The sequence below is a fragment of the Streptomyces sp. NPDC060232 genome, from assembly GCF_042726555.1.
Taxonomy (GTDB): Bacteria; Actinomycetota; Actinomycetes; order Streptomycetales; family Streptomycetaceae; genus Streptomyces.
The window spans coordinates 61778-78610 of the sequence record NZ_JBHXAG010000009.1 but is presented as its reverse complement, the minus strand read 5'-3'; the positions used below and the strand labels follow the sequence as shown (position 1 = coordinate 78610).

General features: G+C 71.2%; 13 protein-coding genes and 1 riboswitch. Of the genes, 5 read left to right on the top strand and 8 right to left on the bottom strand.

The annotated features are described in order from the left end of the window. Nucleotides 1-414: 414 nt before the first annotated feature. The 4 genes from ACFWFZ_RS15325 to ACFWFZ_RS15310 all read left to right on the top strand — a co-directional run bounded on the left by ACFWFZ_RS15325 (nucleotide 415) and on the right by ACFWFZ_RS15310 (nucleotide 5184). Nucleotides 415-1905 carry an amino acid permease gene (locus ACFWFZ_RS15325; RefSeq protein ID WP_387122192.1) on the top strand — a complete coding sequence of 497 codons (1491 nt, stop codon included), beginning with the start codon at nucleotides 415-417 and terminating at the stop codon, nucleotides 1903-1905. Between the two features lie 10 nt (nucleotides 1906-1915). Further along, a complete protein-coding gene (locus ACFWFZ_RS15320; protein WP_030027017.1) occupies nucleotides 1916-2371 on the top strand; it encodes an Lrp/AsnC family transcriptional regulator in 456 nt (151 codons plus the stop codon). Between the two features lie 245 nt (nucleotides 2372-2616). Continuing rightward, entirely contained in the window at nucleotides 2617-3417 is an 801-nt protein-coding gene (locus tag ACFWFZ_RS15315; RefSeq protein ID WP_387122189.1) for a carbon-nitrogen hydrolase family protein, read from the top strand. Nucleotides 3418-3486: 69 nt separating this feature from the next. Then, on the top strand, nucleotides 3487-5184 hold the full coding sequence (locus tag ACFWFZ_RS15310; RefSeq protein WP_387122186.1) for a flavin monoamine oxidase family protein: 1698 nt from the start codon (nucleotides 3487-3489) through the stop codon (nucleotides 5182-5184). Between the two features lie 119 nt (nucleotides 5185-5303). Here ACFWFZ_RS15310 and ACFWFZ_RS15305 read toward each other — a convergent pair whose 3' ends face one another. From ACFWFZ_RS15305 to ACFWFZ_RS15290, 4 genes are all read right to left on the bottom strand, one after another. Continuing rightward, nucleotides 5304-5867 carry a hypothetical protein gene (locus ACFWFZ_RS15305; RefSeq protein WP_387122183.1) on the bottom strand — a complete coding sequence of 188 codons (564 nt, stop codon included), beginning with the start codon at nucleotides 5865-5867 and terminating at the stop codon, nucleotides 5304-5306. 59 nt (nucleotides 5868-5926) lie between these two features. Beyond that, complete coding sequence (locus ACFWFZ_RS15300) at nucleotides 5927-6568, bottom strand: DUF5995 family protein (RefSeq protein WP_387122180.1); 642 nt, start codon at nucleotides 6566-6568, stop codon at nucleotides 5927-5929. Nucleotides 6569-6645: 77 nt separating this feature from the next. Next, nucleotides 6646-8043 carry a uracil-xanthine permease family protein gene (locus tag ACFWFZ_RS15295; protein WP_387122177.1) on the bottom strand — a complete coding sequence of 466 codons (1398 nt, stop codon included), beginning with the start codon at nucleotides 8041-8043 and terminating at the stop codon, nucleotides 6646-6648. Nucleotides 8044-8151: 108 nt separating this feature from the next. After that, nucleotides 8152-9390 carry an MFS transporter gene (locus tag ACFWFZ_RS15290; protein ID WP_387122174.1) on the bottom strand — a complete coding sequence of 413 codons (1239 nt, stop codon included), beginning with the start codon at nucleotides 9388-9390 and terminating at the stop codon, nucleotides 8152-8154. A gap of 64 nt (nucleotides 9391-9454) precedes the next feature. Between ACFWFZ_RS15290 and ACFWFZ_RS15285 the strand changes: the two genes are divergently transcribed. After that, nucleotides 9455-10597, top strand: a complete 1143-nt coding sequence (locus ACFWFZ_RS15285) for an ROK family protein (RefSeq protein WP_387122171.1) — start codon at nucleotides 9455-9457, stop codon at nucleotides 10595-10597. A 34-nt stretch (nucleotides 10598-10631) separates the two neighbouring features. Here the strand turns inward: ACFWFZ_RS15285 and ACFWFZ_RS15280 are convergent, their stop codons facing one another. From ACFWFZ_RS15280 to ACFWFZ_RS15265, 4 genes are all read right to left on the bottom strand, one after another. After that, entirely contained in the window at nucleotides 10632-11075 is a 444-nt protein-coding gene (locus ACFWFZ_RS15280; protein WP_387122168.1) for a DUF6086 family protein, read from the bottom strand. A 1203-nt stretch (nucleotides 11076-12278) separates the two neighbouring features. Next, nucleotides 12279-13028 carry an SDR family oxidoreductase gene (locus tag ACFWFZ_RS15275; protein WP_387122165.1) on the bottom strand — a complete coding sequence of 250 codons (750 nt, stop codon included), beginning with the start codon at nucleotides 13026-13028 and terminating at the stop codon, nucleotides 12279-12281. Between the two features lie 56 nt (nucleotides 13029-13084). Next, nucleotides 13085-13984, bottom strand: coding sequence for an RNA polymerase sigma-70 factor (locus ACFWFZ_RS15270; protein ID WP_387122162.1), 900 nt, complete (start codon nucleotides 13982-13984; stop codon nucleotides 13085-13087). Nucleotides 13985-14062: 78 nt separating this feature from the next. After that, complete coding sequence (locus ACFWFZ_RS15265; protein WP_387122159.1) at nucleotides 14063-16405, bottom strand: chitinase C-terminal domain-containing protein; 2343 nt, start codon at nucleotides 16403-16405, stop codon at nucleotides 14063-14065. A 298-nt stretch (nucleotides 16406-16703) separates the two neighbouring features. After that, nucleotides 16704-16833: riboswitch (FMN riboswitch) on the top strand.

Sequence of the window (16833 nt, the reverse complement as noted above, 5' to 3'; positions counted from 1 at the left end):
GTGCCACCGCGTTCACCCGTACCCCGCGCGGACCCGGATTCCACCGCCGGCCCCCGCCCGGTTCCCGCGGGGGCCGCGGCCGGATCCAGGGCGGCACACTGCGGCAGATCTGACGAGGTGTCAAGAATGGGGGTTTTCGGCGGCCTGCGCAGCGATCGATCATCCCTACGCAACAAACAACTGTCCGTGACCGATCCGCGCAACGATCGTGCGTCAATGTGCAAGGATGGTCCATTACGGGCGGTATCACTCAGCTCGTAGGCTCACTCGCTGTACGTGGAGTGGCGCGGATCGCCTGCTCGGCGGTCCCCCATGCCAGGCCCTTCCCTCGTCGGGCCCTGTCCTGCTCCGGACCGTCGCGGTCGACGCCTCATCCCCGACCTCTGTCGATCCGCAGTGACAAGGAGTCCCCTCGTGCTCGACCACGGCCAGGCGCCACCGCTCGCCTCCGAGGCCCGTAGGCCCGTCAACCCGCTGCTCCGCCGCAAGCCGGTCGAGCGGCTGGTCGCCGAAGGCGGCCAGGGTGAGGGCGGCGCGCTGAAGCGTTCGCTCACGATGTGGCAGCTGACCATGATCAGCATCGGCGCGACCCTGGGCACCGGCATCTTCGTCGTCCTCGGCGAAGCCACCCCGATCGCCGGCCCGGCCGTCTTCATCGCCTTCATCGTCGCGGGCCTGACCGCGCTGTTCTCGGCGCTCTCCTACGCCGAGCTCGCGGGCTCCATCCCGGTCTCGGGCTCCTCGTACTCCTACGCCTACGCCACCATGGGCGAGCTCATAGCCTGGGTCTGCGGCTGGTGCCTGGTCCTGGAGTACGGCGTCTCGGTCGCGGCCGTCGCCGTCGGCTGGGGCCAGTACCTCAACGAGCTGCTCGACGGTACGCTCGGCCTCACGATCCCCGAGGGCTTCTCCGCCCCGCTGGGCGAGGGCGGCTACATCAACCTCCCGGCCCTCGTCGTGGTGCTCCTGTGCATGGTCTTCCTGCTCCGCGGAGCCAAGGAGAGCGCCCGGATCAACACGATCATGGTCGCCGTCAAGATCGTGACGCTGGTGCTCTTCATCGTCATCGGCTTCATGGGCATCAAGGCCGGCAACTACACCCCGCTGGCCCCGCTCGGCTTCACGGCCATCAGCGTCGCCGCCTCCATGCTCTTCTTCTCCTACATCGGCTTCGACGCGGCCTCCACCGCCGGCGAGGAAGCCAAGAACCCGAAGAAGGACCTGCCCCGCGCGATCATGCTGTCGCTGCTGATCGTCACGGCGATCTACTGCCTCGTCGCCCTGGTCGCCGTCGGCGCCATGCCGTGGCAGGAGTTCGAGGGCAGCGAGGCCGCCCTGGCCCAGATCATGGAGAACGTCACCGGCCACTCCTTCTGGAGCGTCATCCTGGCCGCCGGCGCGGTCGTCGCCATCGCCAGCGTCGTCTTCGCCGTGCTCTACGGCCAGACCCGCATCCTCTTCGCCATGTCCCGCGACGGCCTGATGCCCAAGGCCTTCGCCAAGGTCGACGAGAAGACCGGCACGCCGAAGGTCAACACGATCATCGTCTGCCTCTTCTGCGGACTGCTCGCCGCGTTCATCCCGCTGGGTGAGCTGGCCAACGCCACCAGCATCGGCACGCTCTTCGCCTTCGGCCTGGTCAACGTGGCCGTCGTCATCCTGCGCTACACCCGGCCCGACATGAACCGCACCTTCAAGGTCGCCCTCTTCCCGGTCACCCCGATCCTGGGCTTCCTCTTCTGCGCGTACCTCATGATCAAGCTGCCGATGGCCACCTGGATGGTGTTCGGTGGCTGGATGGCGGTCGGGCTCGTGATCTACTTCTTCTACGGCATGCGCCGCTCCAGCCTGGCCACCGTGGCCGCCGTGGCCGCCCCGGCCGCGGAGGTCGCTGAACAGAAGTGATTCACCCCCCGTGCGACTGAACGATCTCGACGAACGCATCGTGCACGCCCTCGCCGAGGACGCCCGCCGCTCCTATGCGGACATCGGCTCCGAGGTCGGGCTCTCCGCCCCCGCCGTCAAGCGGCGCGTGGACCGGCTGCGCGCCGAAGGCGCCATCACCGGCTTCACCGTCCGCGTCGATCCGGCCGCCATGGGCTGGGAGACCGAGGGCTTCATCGAGATCTACTGTCGCCACAACACCTCGCCGGACGACATCCGGCGAGGACTGGAGCGGTACCCCGAGGTGGTGTCCGCGTCGACCGTCACCGGCGACGCGGACGCCCTCGTCCAGATCTTCGCCTCCGACATGCGCCACTTCGAGCGGGTCCTGGAGCGCATCGCCGGCGAGCCCTTCGTCGAACGCACGAAGTCCGTCCTCGTCCTGTCCCCGCTCCTGCGCCGCTTCACCTCGGGCGCCCCGGCGTAGGCCGAACACACCGCCCGGCCGGCCGCGCAGACCGCGCTCCACCTGGGGCTTCGCCGCCTACTGGCAGCTCCCGACCGCCGACCGGCCCGTCTCCCCGGCGCGGCGCGCAACGAATCGCCGTCAGGGCCCCGTAACGCGCAACGAATCGCACACCAGCGCGCAACATCGGCGCCTTGTTGCGCCGGGAGGGCGAAACGTACCGTCTATAGGACCGCACCCGCCCCTCCTGCCACAGAGGTACGCCCATGCCCACGCTGCGCACCGCCCTCCTCCAGAGCTCCGGAGTCCTCGGCGACGTCGCCGAGAACCTCAAGGCGCTCGACGAGGCCGCCGAGCGCGCCGCACAGGCGGGGGCCGGGCTGCTGGTCACCTCGGAGATGTTCCTGACCGGCTACGCCCTCGACCTCGCCGCCGTACCCGGGCTCGCCGAGACCCACGACGGCGACTCCGCCCGGGCCATCGGCGACATCGCCCGGCGCCACGGACTCGCGGTCCTCTACGGCTACCCCGAGCGCGACGGCGAGACGGTCTACAACTCCGCCCAGCTCATCGGCCCCGACGGCGCCTCCCTCGCGAACTACCGCAAGACCCACCTCTTCGGCTGCTTCGAGCAGGACGCCTTCACCCCCGGCGACACCCCCGTCGTCCAGGCCGAGCTCGGCGGCCTCCGCATCGGCATCATGATCTGCTACGACGTGGAGTTCCCCGAGAACGTCCGCGCCCACGCGCTCGCCGGCACCGACCTCCTCCTGGTGCCGACCGCCCAGATGCACCCCTTCCAGTTCGTCGCCGAGCACCTCGTCCCCGTCCGGGCCTTCGAGAACCAGATGTACGTCGCGTACGTCAACCGCACCGGCCCCGAGGGCGAGTTCGAGTTCGTCGGCCTGAGCTGCCTGGCGAGCCCCGACGGCACCACCCGCACCCGCGCCGGCCGCGGCGAGGAAATGGTGCTCGGCGAGGTCGACCCCGAGCTGCTCAGCGTCTCGCGCGAGAACAACCCCTACCTGCGCGACCGCCGGCCCGGGCTCTACGCCTCGCTCGTCTGACCCGCACCAGCACCCCTCCCCACCCCCGCCGCTCCACCCCCGAGCCCTGCCCGCAAGGAGTCGTACCCCATGACGTCCACGGTGCCCACCACCGCCGTCCCGCACAGCGACGGACAGCCGCCGATCACCATGTTCGGTCCGGACTTCCCGTACGCCTACGACGACTTCCTCGCCCACCCGGCGGGCCTCGGCCAGATACCCGCGACCGAGTTCGGCACCGAGGTCGCCGTCATCGGCGGCGGTCTCTCCGGCATCATCTCCGCCTACGAGCTCATGAAGATGGGCCTCAAGCCCGTCGTCTACGAGGCCGACCAGATCGGCGGCCGCCTGCGCACCGTCGGCTTCGAGGGCGCCGAGACCGAGGGCCTCACCGCCGAGATGGGCGCCATGCGCTTCCCGCCCTCCTCGACGGCCCTGCAGCACTACATCGACCTCGTCGGCCTGGTCACCGAGCCCTTCCCGAACCCGCTCGCCGAGGCCACCCCCTCCACGGTCGTCGACCTCAAGGGCGAGACGCACTACGCCGAGACCATCGCCGACCTCCCGCAGATCTACCGCGACGTCGCCGAGGCCTGGAACGCCTGCCTCGACGAGGGCGCCGACTTCTCCGACATGAACACCGCGATGCGCGAGCGGGACGTCCCGCGCATCCGCGAGATCTGGGCCAAGCTCGTCGAGAAGTTCGACGACGAGACCTTCTACGGCTTCCTCTGCAAGTCGGAGGCCTTCAAGTCCTTCCGCAAGCGCGAGATCTTCGGCCAGGTCGGCTTCGGCACCGGCGGCTGGGACACCGACTTCCCGAACTCCATCCTGGAGATCCTGCGCGTCGTCTACACCGAGGCCGACGACCACCACCGCGGCATCGTCGGCGGCTCCCAGCAGCTGCCGCTGCGCCTGTGGGAGCGCGAGCCCGAGAAGATCGTCCACTGGGCCCAGGGCACCTCCCTGTCCACCCTCCACGACGGCGCCCCGCGCCCCGCCGTGACCCGCCTGCACCGCACCGCCGGCAACCGCATCACCGTCACCGACGCCTCCGGCGACATCCGCACCTACCGCGCCGCGATCTTCACGGCGCAGTCCTGGATGCTCCTGTCGAAGATCGAGTGCGACGACACGCTGTTCCCGATCGACCACTGGACGGCGATCGAGCGCACCCACTACATGGAGTCGTCCAAGCTGTTCGTCCCCGTCGACCGGCCGTTCTGGCTGGACAAGGACGAGGAGACCGGCCGCGACGTCATGTCGATGACGCTGACCGACCGCATGACCCGAGGCACCTACCTGCTCGACAACGGCCCGGACAAGCCCGCCGTCATCTGCCTCTCGTACACCTGGTGCGACGACAGCCTCAAGTGGCTGCCGCTGTCCGCGAACGAGCGGATGGAGGTCATGCTGAAGTCCCTCGGCGAGATCTACCCCAAGGTCGACATCCGCCGCCACATCATCGGCAACCCGGTCACCGTCTCCTGGGAGGACGAGCCCTACTTCATGGGCGCGTTCAAGGCCAACCTCCCCGGCCACTACCGCTACCAGCGACGCCTGTTCACCCACTTCATGCAGGACCGCCTCCCCGAGGACAAGCGCGGCATCTTCCTCGCGGGCGACGACATCTCCTGGACGGCCGGCTGGGCCGAGGGCGCGGTCCAGACCGCCCTCAACGCCGTGTGGGGCGTCATGCACCACCTCGGCGGTTCCACCGACTCCACCAACCCCGGCCCGGGCGACGTCTACGACGAGATCGCCCCGGTCGAACTCCCGGAGGACTGACCCTCCCGGCCCCCAGACCGGGGGCCTCCCGATCACGGGCCGCCGCCCCGCGCCGTCAGCACGCGGGCCGGCGGCCCGTTCTCATACCCGCCTCCCCGTCCCCGGGGCGCCCGGCCCGCTCAGCACTGCCACAGCAGCGCCGCCCGGCCGCACCCGCCGCACACGTGGGCGTACGCCTGCCCGGACCCGAAGTTCATGGCCGTGACGGGGTCCGGTCCCTCTTCCAGGCCCGCCGCGAACCCCATCGGCCGTGCGCACGAAGGGCACTCGGGGGTCTCGTCGTACTGGAGCCACTCGGGCTTCCCGCCGATCGAACCCAGCACCGCCCGCCCTTCTGCCGCGGCCCCGGCGGGCACGGCCGCCCGTACGGCGCCCAGCCCCAGCACCTCCGGATCCGCACCGCGCGGCACCGGTACGGGCACCAGGTCACCGGCGGGCAGCAGCAGAGCCAGGTTCCCGCCCGCGGAGGGGCTCCACTGCTCGCATGCTCCGGGCCGGTGCGCGCACATGAACAGGGCCAGTACGCCCGCGTCGAGCACGATCTGGGCGAGGAACTGGAGCGGTCCCGCGCATGCGCGGCACACGGGCCAGACCATCCCGGCGGGGCCCAGCGGCACGCCACCGGTCCGGCTGACCGGGGCGTCCGGGGCGACCGGCCCGCCGTCGAGGAGAAGTGTCGTCATGGCCGGAACCTATCCGCAGGCCGGCCGGCGGCCCGCGCCGGGCCGGGCCGGACGGCGCCTCAGCCCCGCGGGGTCAGCAGGCAGCGGCCGACCAGGCCCACGCCCGCGTCCAGGGAGTCGGTGAACTCCTCGGCCAGGTCCGGCGCCCGGCGCAGCGTCCACAGCAGCCGGGCCGCCGACCAGGCCCCGGCGCGGGCCCGCTCAAGGCTCCACGAGCCGACCAGGTGGGTCAGCGGGTCGGCGATCTCCAGCAGGTCCGGGCCCGGCATCAGGTCCTCCCGGATGTGCTCCTCCAGCGAGACCAGCGTGTCGCCGACCCGGTCGAAGTCCGACTCCAGGGCCCGCGGTTCGCAGTCGAGTTCACCGCAGGTGGCGACCACCGCGAGCGCCAGGTCGTGGCCGATGTGCGCGTTGATCCCGGCCAGGGCGTGCTGGAGCGGCCGGATCCCGGGATGGCGGCGGTACTGCAGCAGCGGGCGCCAGCAGGCCGGGGCCCGGTCCGCCTCCACCGCCGTCAGGTACCGCTCCGCGAACCGCACGCTGAGGGTCGCCGCCCGCCGGGGCACGGGGAAGCCCCCGTGGGCGATCCGGTGGTGCAGGGTCTCCGTCACCGTCAGGTAGACCCGGTTGAAGACGGCGACACCGTCCTGCGCCGGGAGCCGCTCCTCCAGGGCGCGCATCCGCGCCAGCACCGCTTCCATGGGAGGCAGAGTCGCAGGCGCAGGCGCCGATCCGGGGAACTTGGCCGTATGCTTCCCCGGTTCGGGCGAAACCGGCGTCAACGGGGCTTGTCCTGCGCCTCCCCGCCGTCGTCGTAGGCGGACGTGCCCGCGTCGAGCAGGGGCTCCTGCGGCTTCAGGTGCGCGGGGGCGAAGCGCCGCAGCGCGTGGTAGCCGCCGATCACCACGATCGTGCCCAGCGCGATGCCGCCCAGCTCGAAGCTGTCGGTGATCTGCAGCTTCACACCGCCTACGCCGATGATGATGCCCGCCGCGGCCGGCACCAGGTTCAGCGGATTGCGCAGGTCCACCCGGCCGTTGATCCAGATCTGGGCGCCGAGCAGGCCGATCATGCCGTACAGGATGACGGTGATGCCGCCGAGGACGCCGCCCGGGATCGCGGCGACGACCGCGCCGAACTTGGGGCACAGGCCGAAGAGCAGCGCGAAGCCCGCCGCCGCCCAGTAGGCCGCCGTGGAGTAGACGCGGGTGGCCGCCATGACGCCGATGTTCTCGGAGTAGGTGGTGTTGGGCGGGCCGCCGACCGCCGTGGACAGCATCGACGCGGCGCCGTCCGCCGCGATGGCCGTGCCCAGCTGGTCGTCGAGGGGGTCGCCGGTCATCTCACCGACGGCCTTGATGTGGCCCGCGTTCTCGGCGATCAGCGCGATCACCACGGGCAGGGCGATCAGGATCGCCGACCACTCGAAGGACGGCCCGTGGAAGGACGGCAGCCCGACCCAGTCGGCCTTCGCGACCGCGGAGAGGTCCAGGCGCCAGTGGTCCACGGCCGCCTCCCCGCCCACCGTCGAGTGGATCTTCCCGAACAGCAGGTCGGAGAGCCAGGAGAGCGCGTACCCGAAGACCAGCCCCAGGAAGATCGCGATGCGCGACCAGAAACCGCGCAGGCAGACCACGGCGAACCCGGTGAACAGCATGGTCAGCAGCGCCGTCCACTGATCCTGCGGCCAGTACGTCGACGCCGTCACCGGCGCCAGGTTGAAGCCGATCAGCATCACCACCGCGCCCGTCACGATCGGCGGCATCGCCGTGTGGATGATGCGGGCCCCGAAGTGCCGCACCGCCAGACCGGCCAGGAACAGCGCCACGCCGACGACGAACACCGCACCCGTGACGACCGCGCTGTCCCCGCCCGACGCCCGGATCGCCGCCGCGACACCGACGAAGGACAGCGAGCAGCCCAGGTACGAGGGCACCCGGCCGCGCGTCGCGAGCAGGAAGATCACCGTCGCGATGCCGGACATCATGATGGCCAGGTTCGGATCCAGGCCCATCAGGACCGGCGCGACGAAACTCGCGCCGAACATCGCCACGACGTGCTGGGCACCCAGCCCGGCGGTCCGCGGCCACGACAGCCGCTCATCCGGCCGGACCACCGCGCCGGGGGCGGGGGTCCGCCCGTCTCCGTGCAGGGTCCAGCCCACGCCGAGGCCCATGTTCCACTCCTCTTTCCCGGTTCTCCCGGCTCTCCGGACGAGTACGGCCGCGGCCGCGCACACATCGAGGCCGCAGCGCACGGGGTGCCGCTGCGGCCAGTCGACATATTACGGCCGGATATCGGCAGGTTCGTCCCGATCAGCCGAACCGGACTTCCCGGCGAACCCGCCCCCAGACTGCCCCACCGGGGACTTCGGGCGCAGTACCGCGGCACCCACCACCAGCGCGAACGCCAGCACCGTCACCAGCCCGAACGACACCACCAGCGAGGTGGCGTCCGCCACCGCGCCGATCGCCGACGGCGCGATCAGCCCCGAGGTGTACGTGATCGTCGCGACACCGGCGATCGCCTGCGCCGGAGCCGGGCCGCTGCGCCCCGCCGCGGCGAAGGCCAGCGGGACCACCACCGCGATGCCGAGGCCGATCAGCCCGAAGCCGGCCAGCGCCCCGGCCGGGTGCTGGACGCCGACCACGAGCAGACCGCCCGCGGTCGCCAGGACGCCGCCCGCGCGGACCGTGCGCACCGGCCCGAAGCGGTCCACCACCCGGTCGCCGACGAGCCGGGCCACGGCCATGGTCAGCGCGAAGGCGGTGGTGGAGGCGGCCGCCAGGCCCGCGTCCGTGTGCAGGACGTCCCGCAGGTAGACCGCCGACCAGTCCAGGCTCGCGCCCTCGGCGAACACGGCGCAGAACCCGATCGCGCCGATCAGCAGCGCGGACCTGGGCGGCAGCGCGAAGTGCGGCGGCGCCTCCGCCCCCTCGTCGCTGCGCAGGTCCAGCACGCCCTGTACGGCGACCAGCCCGCCCGCGGTCAGGACGAGCGCGGCGACCAGGTGGTGCAGCCGGGCATCGGTCCCGGTGTGCGCGGCGACCGTGCCGGCGGCCGACCCCAGCAGGGCGCCCACGCTCCACATGCCGTGCAGGGAGGACATGATCGAGCGGCCCAGCCGGGTCTCGGTCTCCACGCCCAGCGCGTTCATCGCCACGTCCGACATGCCCGCGGTGGCCCCGTAGGCGAGGAGCGCGAGGCACAGGACGGGCAGGTTCGGGGCGAGGCTCGGCAGGATCAGTGAGAGGGTCCACATCGCCAGCAGCCCGCGCAGCGCGGTCCGTGCGCCGAAGCGGTGGTTGATCCGCCCGGCCAGCGGCATCGCCAGCGCCGCGCCCAGGGCGGGGAAGGCGAGCGCGAGCCCCAGGGTGCCCGCGCCGAGCTGGGCGTGGTCCTGGATCCAGGGGATACGCGTGGCGAAGGAGCCGGTGACGGCGCCGTGGGCGCAGAAGACGGCGGCGATGGCGAAGCGGGCATGGCGCAGGCGCGCCGGGCTGAGGTCGGTGTCCCCGGTCATGAGGCTTAAACTATCAGGGACCCTGCCTGATAGATAATGGCCCCGACTCCCTAGGATGGGCGCCGTGACTCCAGCGACCACCCCGGTACCGTCCCCCGCCTCACCCAGCACGGCCCGGGCCATCAACGACCGCCTCGCCCTGCAACTCCTCCAGGACTCCGGACCGCTGACCGCAACCCAGCTCAAGACCCTGACCGGCCTCTCCCGCCCCTCCGTCGCCGACCTCGTCGACCGGCTCACCGAAGCCGGCCTGATCGAAGTCGTCGGCGAATCCGGCGAACAGCGCCGCGGCCCCAACGCCAAGCTCTACGGAATCGTCGCCGGCCGTGCCTACCTGGCCGCCCTCGACGTCCGCACCGACCGGGTCACCGCCGTCGTCACCGACCTGCTCGGCCACCCCCTCGCCGAAGCCGCCCTCCCCGTCGGCGCACCCGAGGACGCGGTCGCGGCCCTGCTGCGCACCGCCCACGAGGCCGGCGCCGCCGCACTGCACACCGTCGTCGTCGGCGCCCCCGGCCTGGTCACCCCCGCCACCGGCGAACTCCGGGACACCATCGGCCTCCCCGCCTGGCACCGGGACCTGGTCACGGCACTGCAGCGGACCCTGCCCGCCGTCGTGGTCGTCGAGAACGAGACCAACCTGGCCGCCCTCGCCGAGCAGCGCCTGGGCGTCGCCCGCGACCTGGACTCCTTCGTCCTGCTGTGGCTCGGCGCCGGCGTGGGCGCGGCCGTCGTCCTGGACGGCCGGCTGCGCCGCGGCGCCTCCGGCGGCGCGGGCGAGATCGGCTTCCTCCCGGTGCCCGGCACCGGCGGGCTGCCCTCGGCCGCCGGCTGCGCGGGCGGGTTCCACGCCCTGGTCGGCGGCGACGCCGTCACCGCGCTGGCACGCGAACACGGCTTCACGGGCCCCGCCGAACAGGCCGTCACGGGAGCCGCGGGCGAGCCGTTCCTCGAAGCCCTCGCCGAACGCCTCGCCCTGGGCGCGGCGGCCGCCGCGGCCCTCCTCGACCCCGGGTGCGTCGTCCTGGCCGGAGAACTCGGCCGCGCCGGCGGCCCCGCCCTGGCCGCCCGCGTCTCCCACCGCCTGGCCGAGCTGACCCCCGTCCCGACGGAGATCCGCGCCACCACCCTCGGCGACCCGGCCGTCCTGGCGGGCGCCCGCCTCGCCGCCCGCGAAGCGGCCCAGGGGGTGTTGTTCGGAGGGTGAGGGCGGGGGCCGCTGCGCCCCTGACCGTGATCGGTCAGCGGGGCATGCGCCCTCCCAGATCCCGCGCCATCTCGCGCAGTCCCGCACCCCAGGCTCCGCCGTCCGCAGCGACCGACCACCCCGTGCCCACGGAAACCTGCACGTCTTCGAAGGGCGCTTCCGGGGTGGCCCCGAGTCGTGCCCAGTTCAGCCTGATGCCGGCGCGCTCCGCGAGAACCAGCACGGTCGCGGTGAAGCCTTCGGAGAGCGCGAGGATGATGGCGTGGCTCGTCCTTCGGTGCCGCGCCAACAGAGCGTTGACGAAGGTCTCGAGTGCGACCGGGTCGATCTGGCACTCGTCGTTCTCCATCGGCCCGATGCCGGAGGGCAGTTCGAGCTCCGCCTCGAAGACCGCCACGTGGCGCTGGAACATGCGCGAGGCGCCATGGGAAGGGTTCCACAGGGTTTCGTCGCCCAGGTCGAAGTATTGGCTGACCACGCCACCTCTCTCAACTGATCATGGCGTGGCAGCGTATCGAGCAGGGCGTTGCAGGGCCCGGAATATTCGCGGGCGGCGGTGGTGTGGGGGCGGGGTCTGTGCGGGGCGGCATCAGGGATGTCTTGGGGGCTTCCCGTCAGTCCCATCGTCTCTCCGGTTCGGGCCGGTCCCTCAAGGGCGCTCCTTCGTCGCGTCGCTTCGCGATGTCGCTGCGCTCCACCCTTGACCGACCGTCCCGCCCCGGAAATCCGAAAGACTGCCGGGAAGCCCCCAGAGGAACGGGCCGGGCGTCAAGAGACCAATCGGGGCGGTGCCAGGCCCGGGCGGGAGCCCGGAGCGCCCCACATCGCTACGCGCTCCTGCCCGACGGCGTCCGCAGGTCTCTTGGGCTGGACGTAGGCCGCCTCACATCGCTACGCGCTCCTGCCTGACGGCGCCCGCAGGTCTCTTGGGCTGGACGTAGGCCGCCTCACATCGCTACGCGCTTCTCCCTCACACGACTGCGATCCGTCTGGGGCTGGTCATAAGCCGCAGATGCGCTGATTGCTTCTCGTGGACGGCGTCAGAGGGTGGTGTGGGGGAGGAAGAGCGTCAGATGACGGCTGAGGCAATGTCCATTCAGGTGTGGGTGGGTGTGCACCTCAGAAGGCCGCCAGATTGCCTCAATTGCCCCTGTTTGGGTGGGAGGTTGGGATGTCACCGTGGTCTTGATGGGGGTTGGCATCGGCTCAGCCGATGGATCACCCCTCCGCCCCTCGAATGCGCCCCTCCCAGCCCCGAACAAGGGGCGGACGCGGTCTCGGAGGAGCGCGTAGCGGTCGATGGCGGCCTATGTCCGGCCCAAGAGGCCTGCGGACGCCACTGGACAGGAGCGCGTAGCGATTGGAGGCGCTCCGGGCTCCGCCCGGGCCCCTTTGAGGCCCCGATGGTGTCTTGGTCCCCCGGCCCGTTCCTTCGGGGGGTTCCCGGCAGTCTTTCGGATTTCCGGGGCGGGACGGTCGGTCAAGGGTGGAGCGCAGCGACATCGCGAAGCGACGCGACGAAGGAGCGCCCTTGAGGGACCGGCCCGAACCGGAGAGACGATGGGACTGACGGGAAACCCCCAAGACATCCCTGATGCCGCCCCGCCGAAACACCGCCCCCACACCACCCCGTACAGTCCACCCCCCTCACGCTTTGGATCCCGCCTCTCCCCCCCCGCCCCTACCGTCCCCGTCCCGCCGCGAACTGGGCGAACGTTTCCTTGCCGACCGCGTGGGCCGGGGTCAGGTTGCCGCCTCGTCTGAAGCCCGCGTAAGCCTTGCCCGCCAGGGGGACCGGGAGGACGCGGCGGGCGCGGCCCGTTGCCGACAGGTAGGTGCGGGCCAGGTCGGGCAGGGTGTGGATCTCCGGGCCGCCCATGTCCGGGACCCGGCCCGACGGGGTCGGGACCGCCAGCTCCGCCATGCGGGCCGCGACCTCGCCGACGGCGATCGGCTGCACCCGTACGCCCTTCGGGATCGGCACGACGGGCAGTTTCGCCGCCGCGTCCGTCAGCATCGCCACGAGGTCATGGAACTGCGTCGTGCGCAGGATCGTCACGCCCAGCCCGGACGCCTCCAGCAGCCGCTCCACCCGGAGTTTGCGCTTGTAGTAGCCGAGCGGGACCACGTCCACCCCGACGATCGAGATGTAGACGACGTTCCGGACGGTCCCGGCCCGCCGGGCGGCCTCGATCAGGTTCCTGGCGGCCACCTCGTCGCCCTTGCCGGCCCCGCGCGCGTCGCTCGCGCAGTGCACGATCACCTCCGCGCCCGCCAGCGCGGCGTCCAGCCCGGCGCCGTCCCGGAGGTCCACGGGATGGTCCGGGGCGTGCCGGCTCAGCACACGGACCTCGTGGCCCGCCGCCCTCAGCCGCTCGGTGACGAGCGAGCCGAGGGTGCCGGTGCCTCCGGTGACGACGATGGTGCTCATGGTGTCCGTCCTTCGCTGGCGGTGGGGTGTGTTCACCAGCTGGGACCGGACAGCCTTCAGGAATGTGACAGCTGCCGCCGGAGGAATTCCAGCTTCTCCGGGTTGACCACCGCGCTGATGCCGCTGACCAGCCCATTCTCGAATTCCACCAGCAGGACCGCCACCTCGCCGAAGAGCACTGCGGGCGTCCCGTTGACCTCCGCGACGCTGACCGGCACCCCGGCCACGTACTTCGCCATGGCGCCCATCGTGAACCGGGCCACCTTGTCCCGTCCCAGGATCGGCCGCCGCGCCGCGTTGACCACGCCGCCGCCGTCGGACACGTACCGCACGTCGGCCGCCAGCACGCCCTCCAGGCGGGCGAGGTCCCCGCTTCGGGCGGCGGTCAGGAAGCTCTCCAGGAGCCCCTGCCACCGCTCGGGGTCGGCGGAGAACCGCTTCTCCGGCGTGGCCGCCCGGTCGGCGGCCACCCGGGCCGCCGCGCGCCGGTAGAGCTGGCGGCAGTTGGCCTCGGTGAGGTCCAGGAGGGTGGAGATCTCCCGGTGGCTGTAGGCGAAGGCCTCGCGCAGTACGTACACCGCGCGCTCGACGGGGGTGAGCTGCTCCAGCAGCAGGAGCAGGGCCATGGACACGCTGTCGCGCTGCTCCGCCGACTCCAGCGGGCCCAGGGCGCCGTCCCCGGTGAGGACGGGCTCCGGGAGCCAGGGGCCGACGTACTGTTCGCGCCGGGCGCGCGCCGAGGTGAGGCTGTTGAGGCAGAGGTTGGTGACGACCTTGGCGAGCCAGGCCCCCGGGTGCTCGATGGCGGCACGGTCCGCCGAGTCCCAGCGCAGGTAGGCGTCCTGCACGATGTCCTCGGCCTCCGCGGCGGAGCCGAGCATGCGGTAGGCGATGCCGAACATCCGGGGCCGGTGTTCCTCGAAGTCCGCTGCGGGCGCGGTGACATGTGTGCTCACCGGGCCAGCCTACGAGGGCGGGCGGGGCGGGAACGTGCGAGGACCCGGCGGCCGCCGGGCCACCGGGTCCTCACGTTCTCAGCAGGCGCCCTGGTCCTTCCAGACGCCCCAGTCGCCCGTGGTGCCGGGTTCCTCGTTCTGCGTCCACCACTGGGCCTTGTAGTTGCGGCCCTTGTGGGAGACGACGTTGCCGCTGTTGTAGACCGTGCCCGCGGCGTACGCCGGGTTGGTGCAGGTCCCGCCTGTGGGCGGCGGCGTGGTCGGCGGTGTGGTGGGGGGAGTGGTCGGGGGCTGGGAGCCGCCGCCGGGCTGGACCAGGGTCGTACCGCGGGCCAGGTCCCCGGCGAGGGCGTAGGTGGTGCCGGAGATGTTCACCGTCCAGTTGGAGGGGGTGGACACCGGCAGGTAGTAGTTGAACGCCAGGTCGACGGAGGCGCCCGGGGCGAGCGTCTGCCAGGCGGGCAGCTTCAGGGAGACCCGCTGGAAGTCGCCCTTGAGACCGCCGACGTTGGTGCCGGTGTGGCCGCTGCTGATCACGGCCGTGCCGAAGCCGGACTGGTCGGAGGCGTTGTTCGGGGCCGAGGTGCCGTAGTCGAACTGGAACTCGGTGCCGCCGGGGAGGGTGGAAGCGGTGTTGTTGGTGATCTTCAGCTTCGGGGTCAGCGGGTAGTTGGAGTCGCCGAGCTTGAACTCGGTGAACTCCGTCTTGATGTCCACGGCCTGGGTCGGCAGGGTCGAGCCCGCCTTCTTCGCGCCGTACGGGGAGGCCGACTTGAACTTCTGGTACATCGTGTCGGTAAGCGTGTCGCCCATCTCGTACTGGCCCTTGGCCGCGTTGTACGAGTAGTCGCCCGCGAGCTCCCAGACCATCGTGCCGCCGATGCCCTTGTCCACCACGTAGTCGGCCTTGGCGCCCACCGACTGCTCGTCCTCGGTGGAGAGGAAGACCTTCTTCTGCGCGTTCCACAGCCACGGCGCCACCAGGGTGGAGTCGTACTTGCGGGCGTAGGTGCCGGTCAGGGTGGTGTTCGCCGGGAAGCCGTACTGGGTGACGTAGTCGCCGACGACCCCCTTCTCCAGGTTCTTGGCGTGCCACATCGGGTTGGAGCCAGCCGGGGACTCGGCCCCGTTGGTGTCCTTGTCGTGCCACAGGTTGTCGATGCCGACCGCGCCGTCACCGCACTTGGTCAGGCCCGCGCCGGCCGGGCAGTTGGTCGCGGGGGCCTTGCCCCACAGGCCGTCGGTGCCGCCCTGCACGTTCTTGAAGCCGCGGGTGTAGTAGGGCAGGCCGATGTTGATGCGGCCGCCCGGCATGGAGCCGCGGAAGTAGTGGTAGGCCCAGTCGGTGTTGAGGTAGCCGATGCCGCCGTACTGGGAGGTGGAGTAGACGCCCGCGGCGGCCAGTTCGGCGTCCTTGCCGTCGTCGAAGAGCGAGGCGTTGGGGCCGACGTACTCGTTCCAGGCGCCGTGCAGGTCGTAGGACATGATGTTGACGTAGTCCAGGTACTTCTGGACCTGGAACGTCTCCATGCCCCGCAGCAGGTAGCCGGAGGAGGGGGCGGCGACGGTCAGCAGGTAGTGCTTGCCGTCGGCGGCGCCGGCGCGGTCGAGCTTCTCGCGCAGGGACTTCATCAGGGCCGCGTAGCCCTGGACCAGGCCGGCTCGGCGGGCGTTGGACAGCTGCCAGTCGAGCGGGTTGCCCGCGTCCTTCATCGTGGTGGGGTACTCGTAGTCGATGTCGACGCCGTTGAACCCGTACGCGCGGATGAAGTCGACCGAGGACTGGGCGAAGGTGTCGATGCCGGCCTGGTTGACGGAGCCGTCGGCGTTGGTGGCCATCGAGTAGAAGCCGCCGGAGGCGACCCGGTTGCCGTCGTCGCCGAAGTAGCCGCCGGTCTCGGCCCAGCCGCCGACCGAGATGAGCGTCTTGACGTCGGGGTACTGCTTCTTGAATTTGTTCAGCAGGTTGAAGTGGCCCTTGTAGGGGAGCGCCGGGTCCATCTCGGCTCCCGCGACGCCCGGCCAGGTCATTCCGGTGGCGGCGTTGTTCGCGTTGTCGGTGCCGACCGAGATCTTGTTGTCGGCCCCCACGTGGGCGAAGGCGTAGTTCAGGTGGGTGACCTTGGACCACGGGATGTTGTTGGCCAGGTAGGCGGGGGCGCCGTCCTTGCCCGTGCGCCAGCCGGTGAAGTATCCGATGACGCGGCGCTGGTGGTCGGCGCCCATCTTCTCGCGGCCCTCGGAGTCGTAGACCGAGCAGTAGGGAACGTCGACGCCGGCCGTCTTGTAGAGGCCGTCGGGGCGGCAGCTCTCGTTGTCGGCCGCGTGCGAGACGCCCGCCGAGAGCCCGCCGACCAGCAGTCCGGCGATTGCGGCGCCGGATGCCAGGAGCATCGCTCTCGTACGTGTGGGGGACGGCATTGTGCCTCCTGGGGAGGGGAGGATGCAGGGAACAAGTGGACACAACATGGAGCAACGTGACGGGTGCAGAAGCTTGTTGGCCCGTGACGTGCGCACATCTGACGGGCTGTTCCCGGGAAGATGAAGGGAACGTTAAGAGGACTAGACCAACCCGTCAATAGGTCTGGACCAACAGCGCTTGCCGCTTGTCCCGGTCCGCCCCCGGGTGGCCCCGGAGTCACCCTCTGTGAGCCAGGCCACACCACATCACCCGCATGGCGGGCGATCGGCCGTGGCAAACTGGCTGGAGTACCAGTAGCAGCGCACTCCGGGGTCGGTGTAATTCCGAACCGGCGGTATAGTCCGCGACCCGTCCGCAGCCAGCGGCCGGTTGACCAGGTGAAATTCCTGGACCGACGGTTAAAGTCCGGATGGGAGGCAGTGCGCGG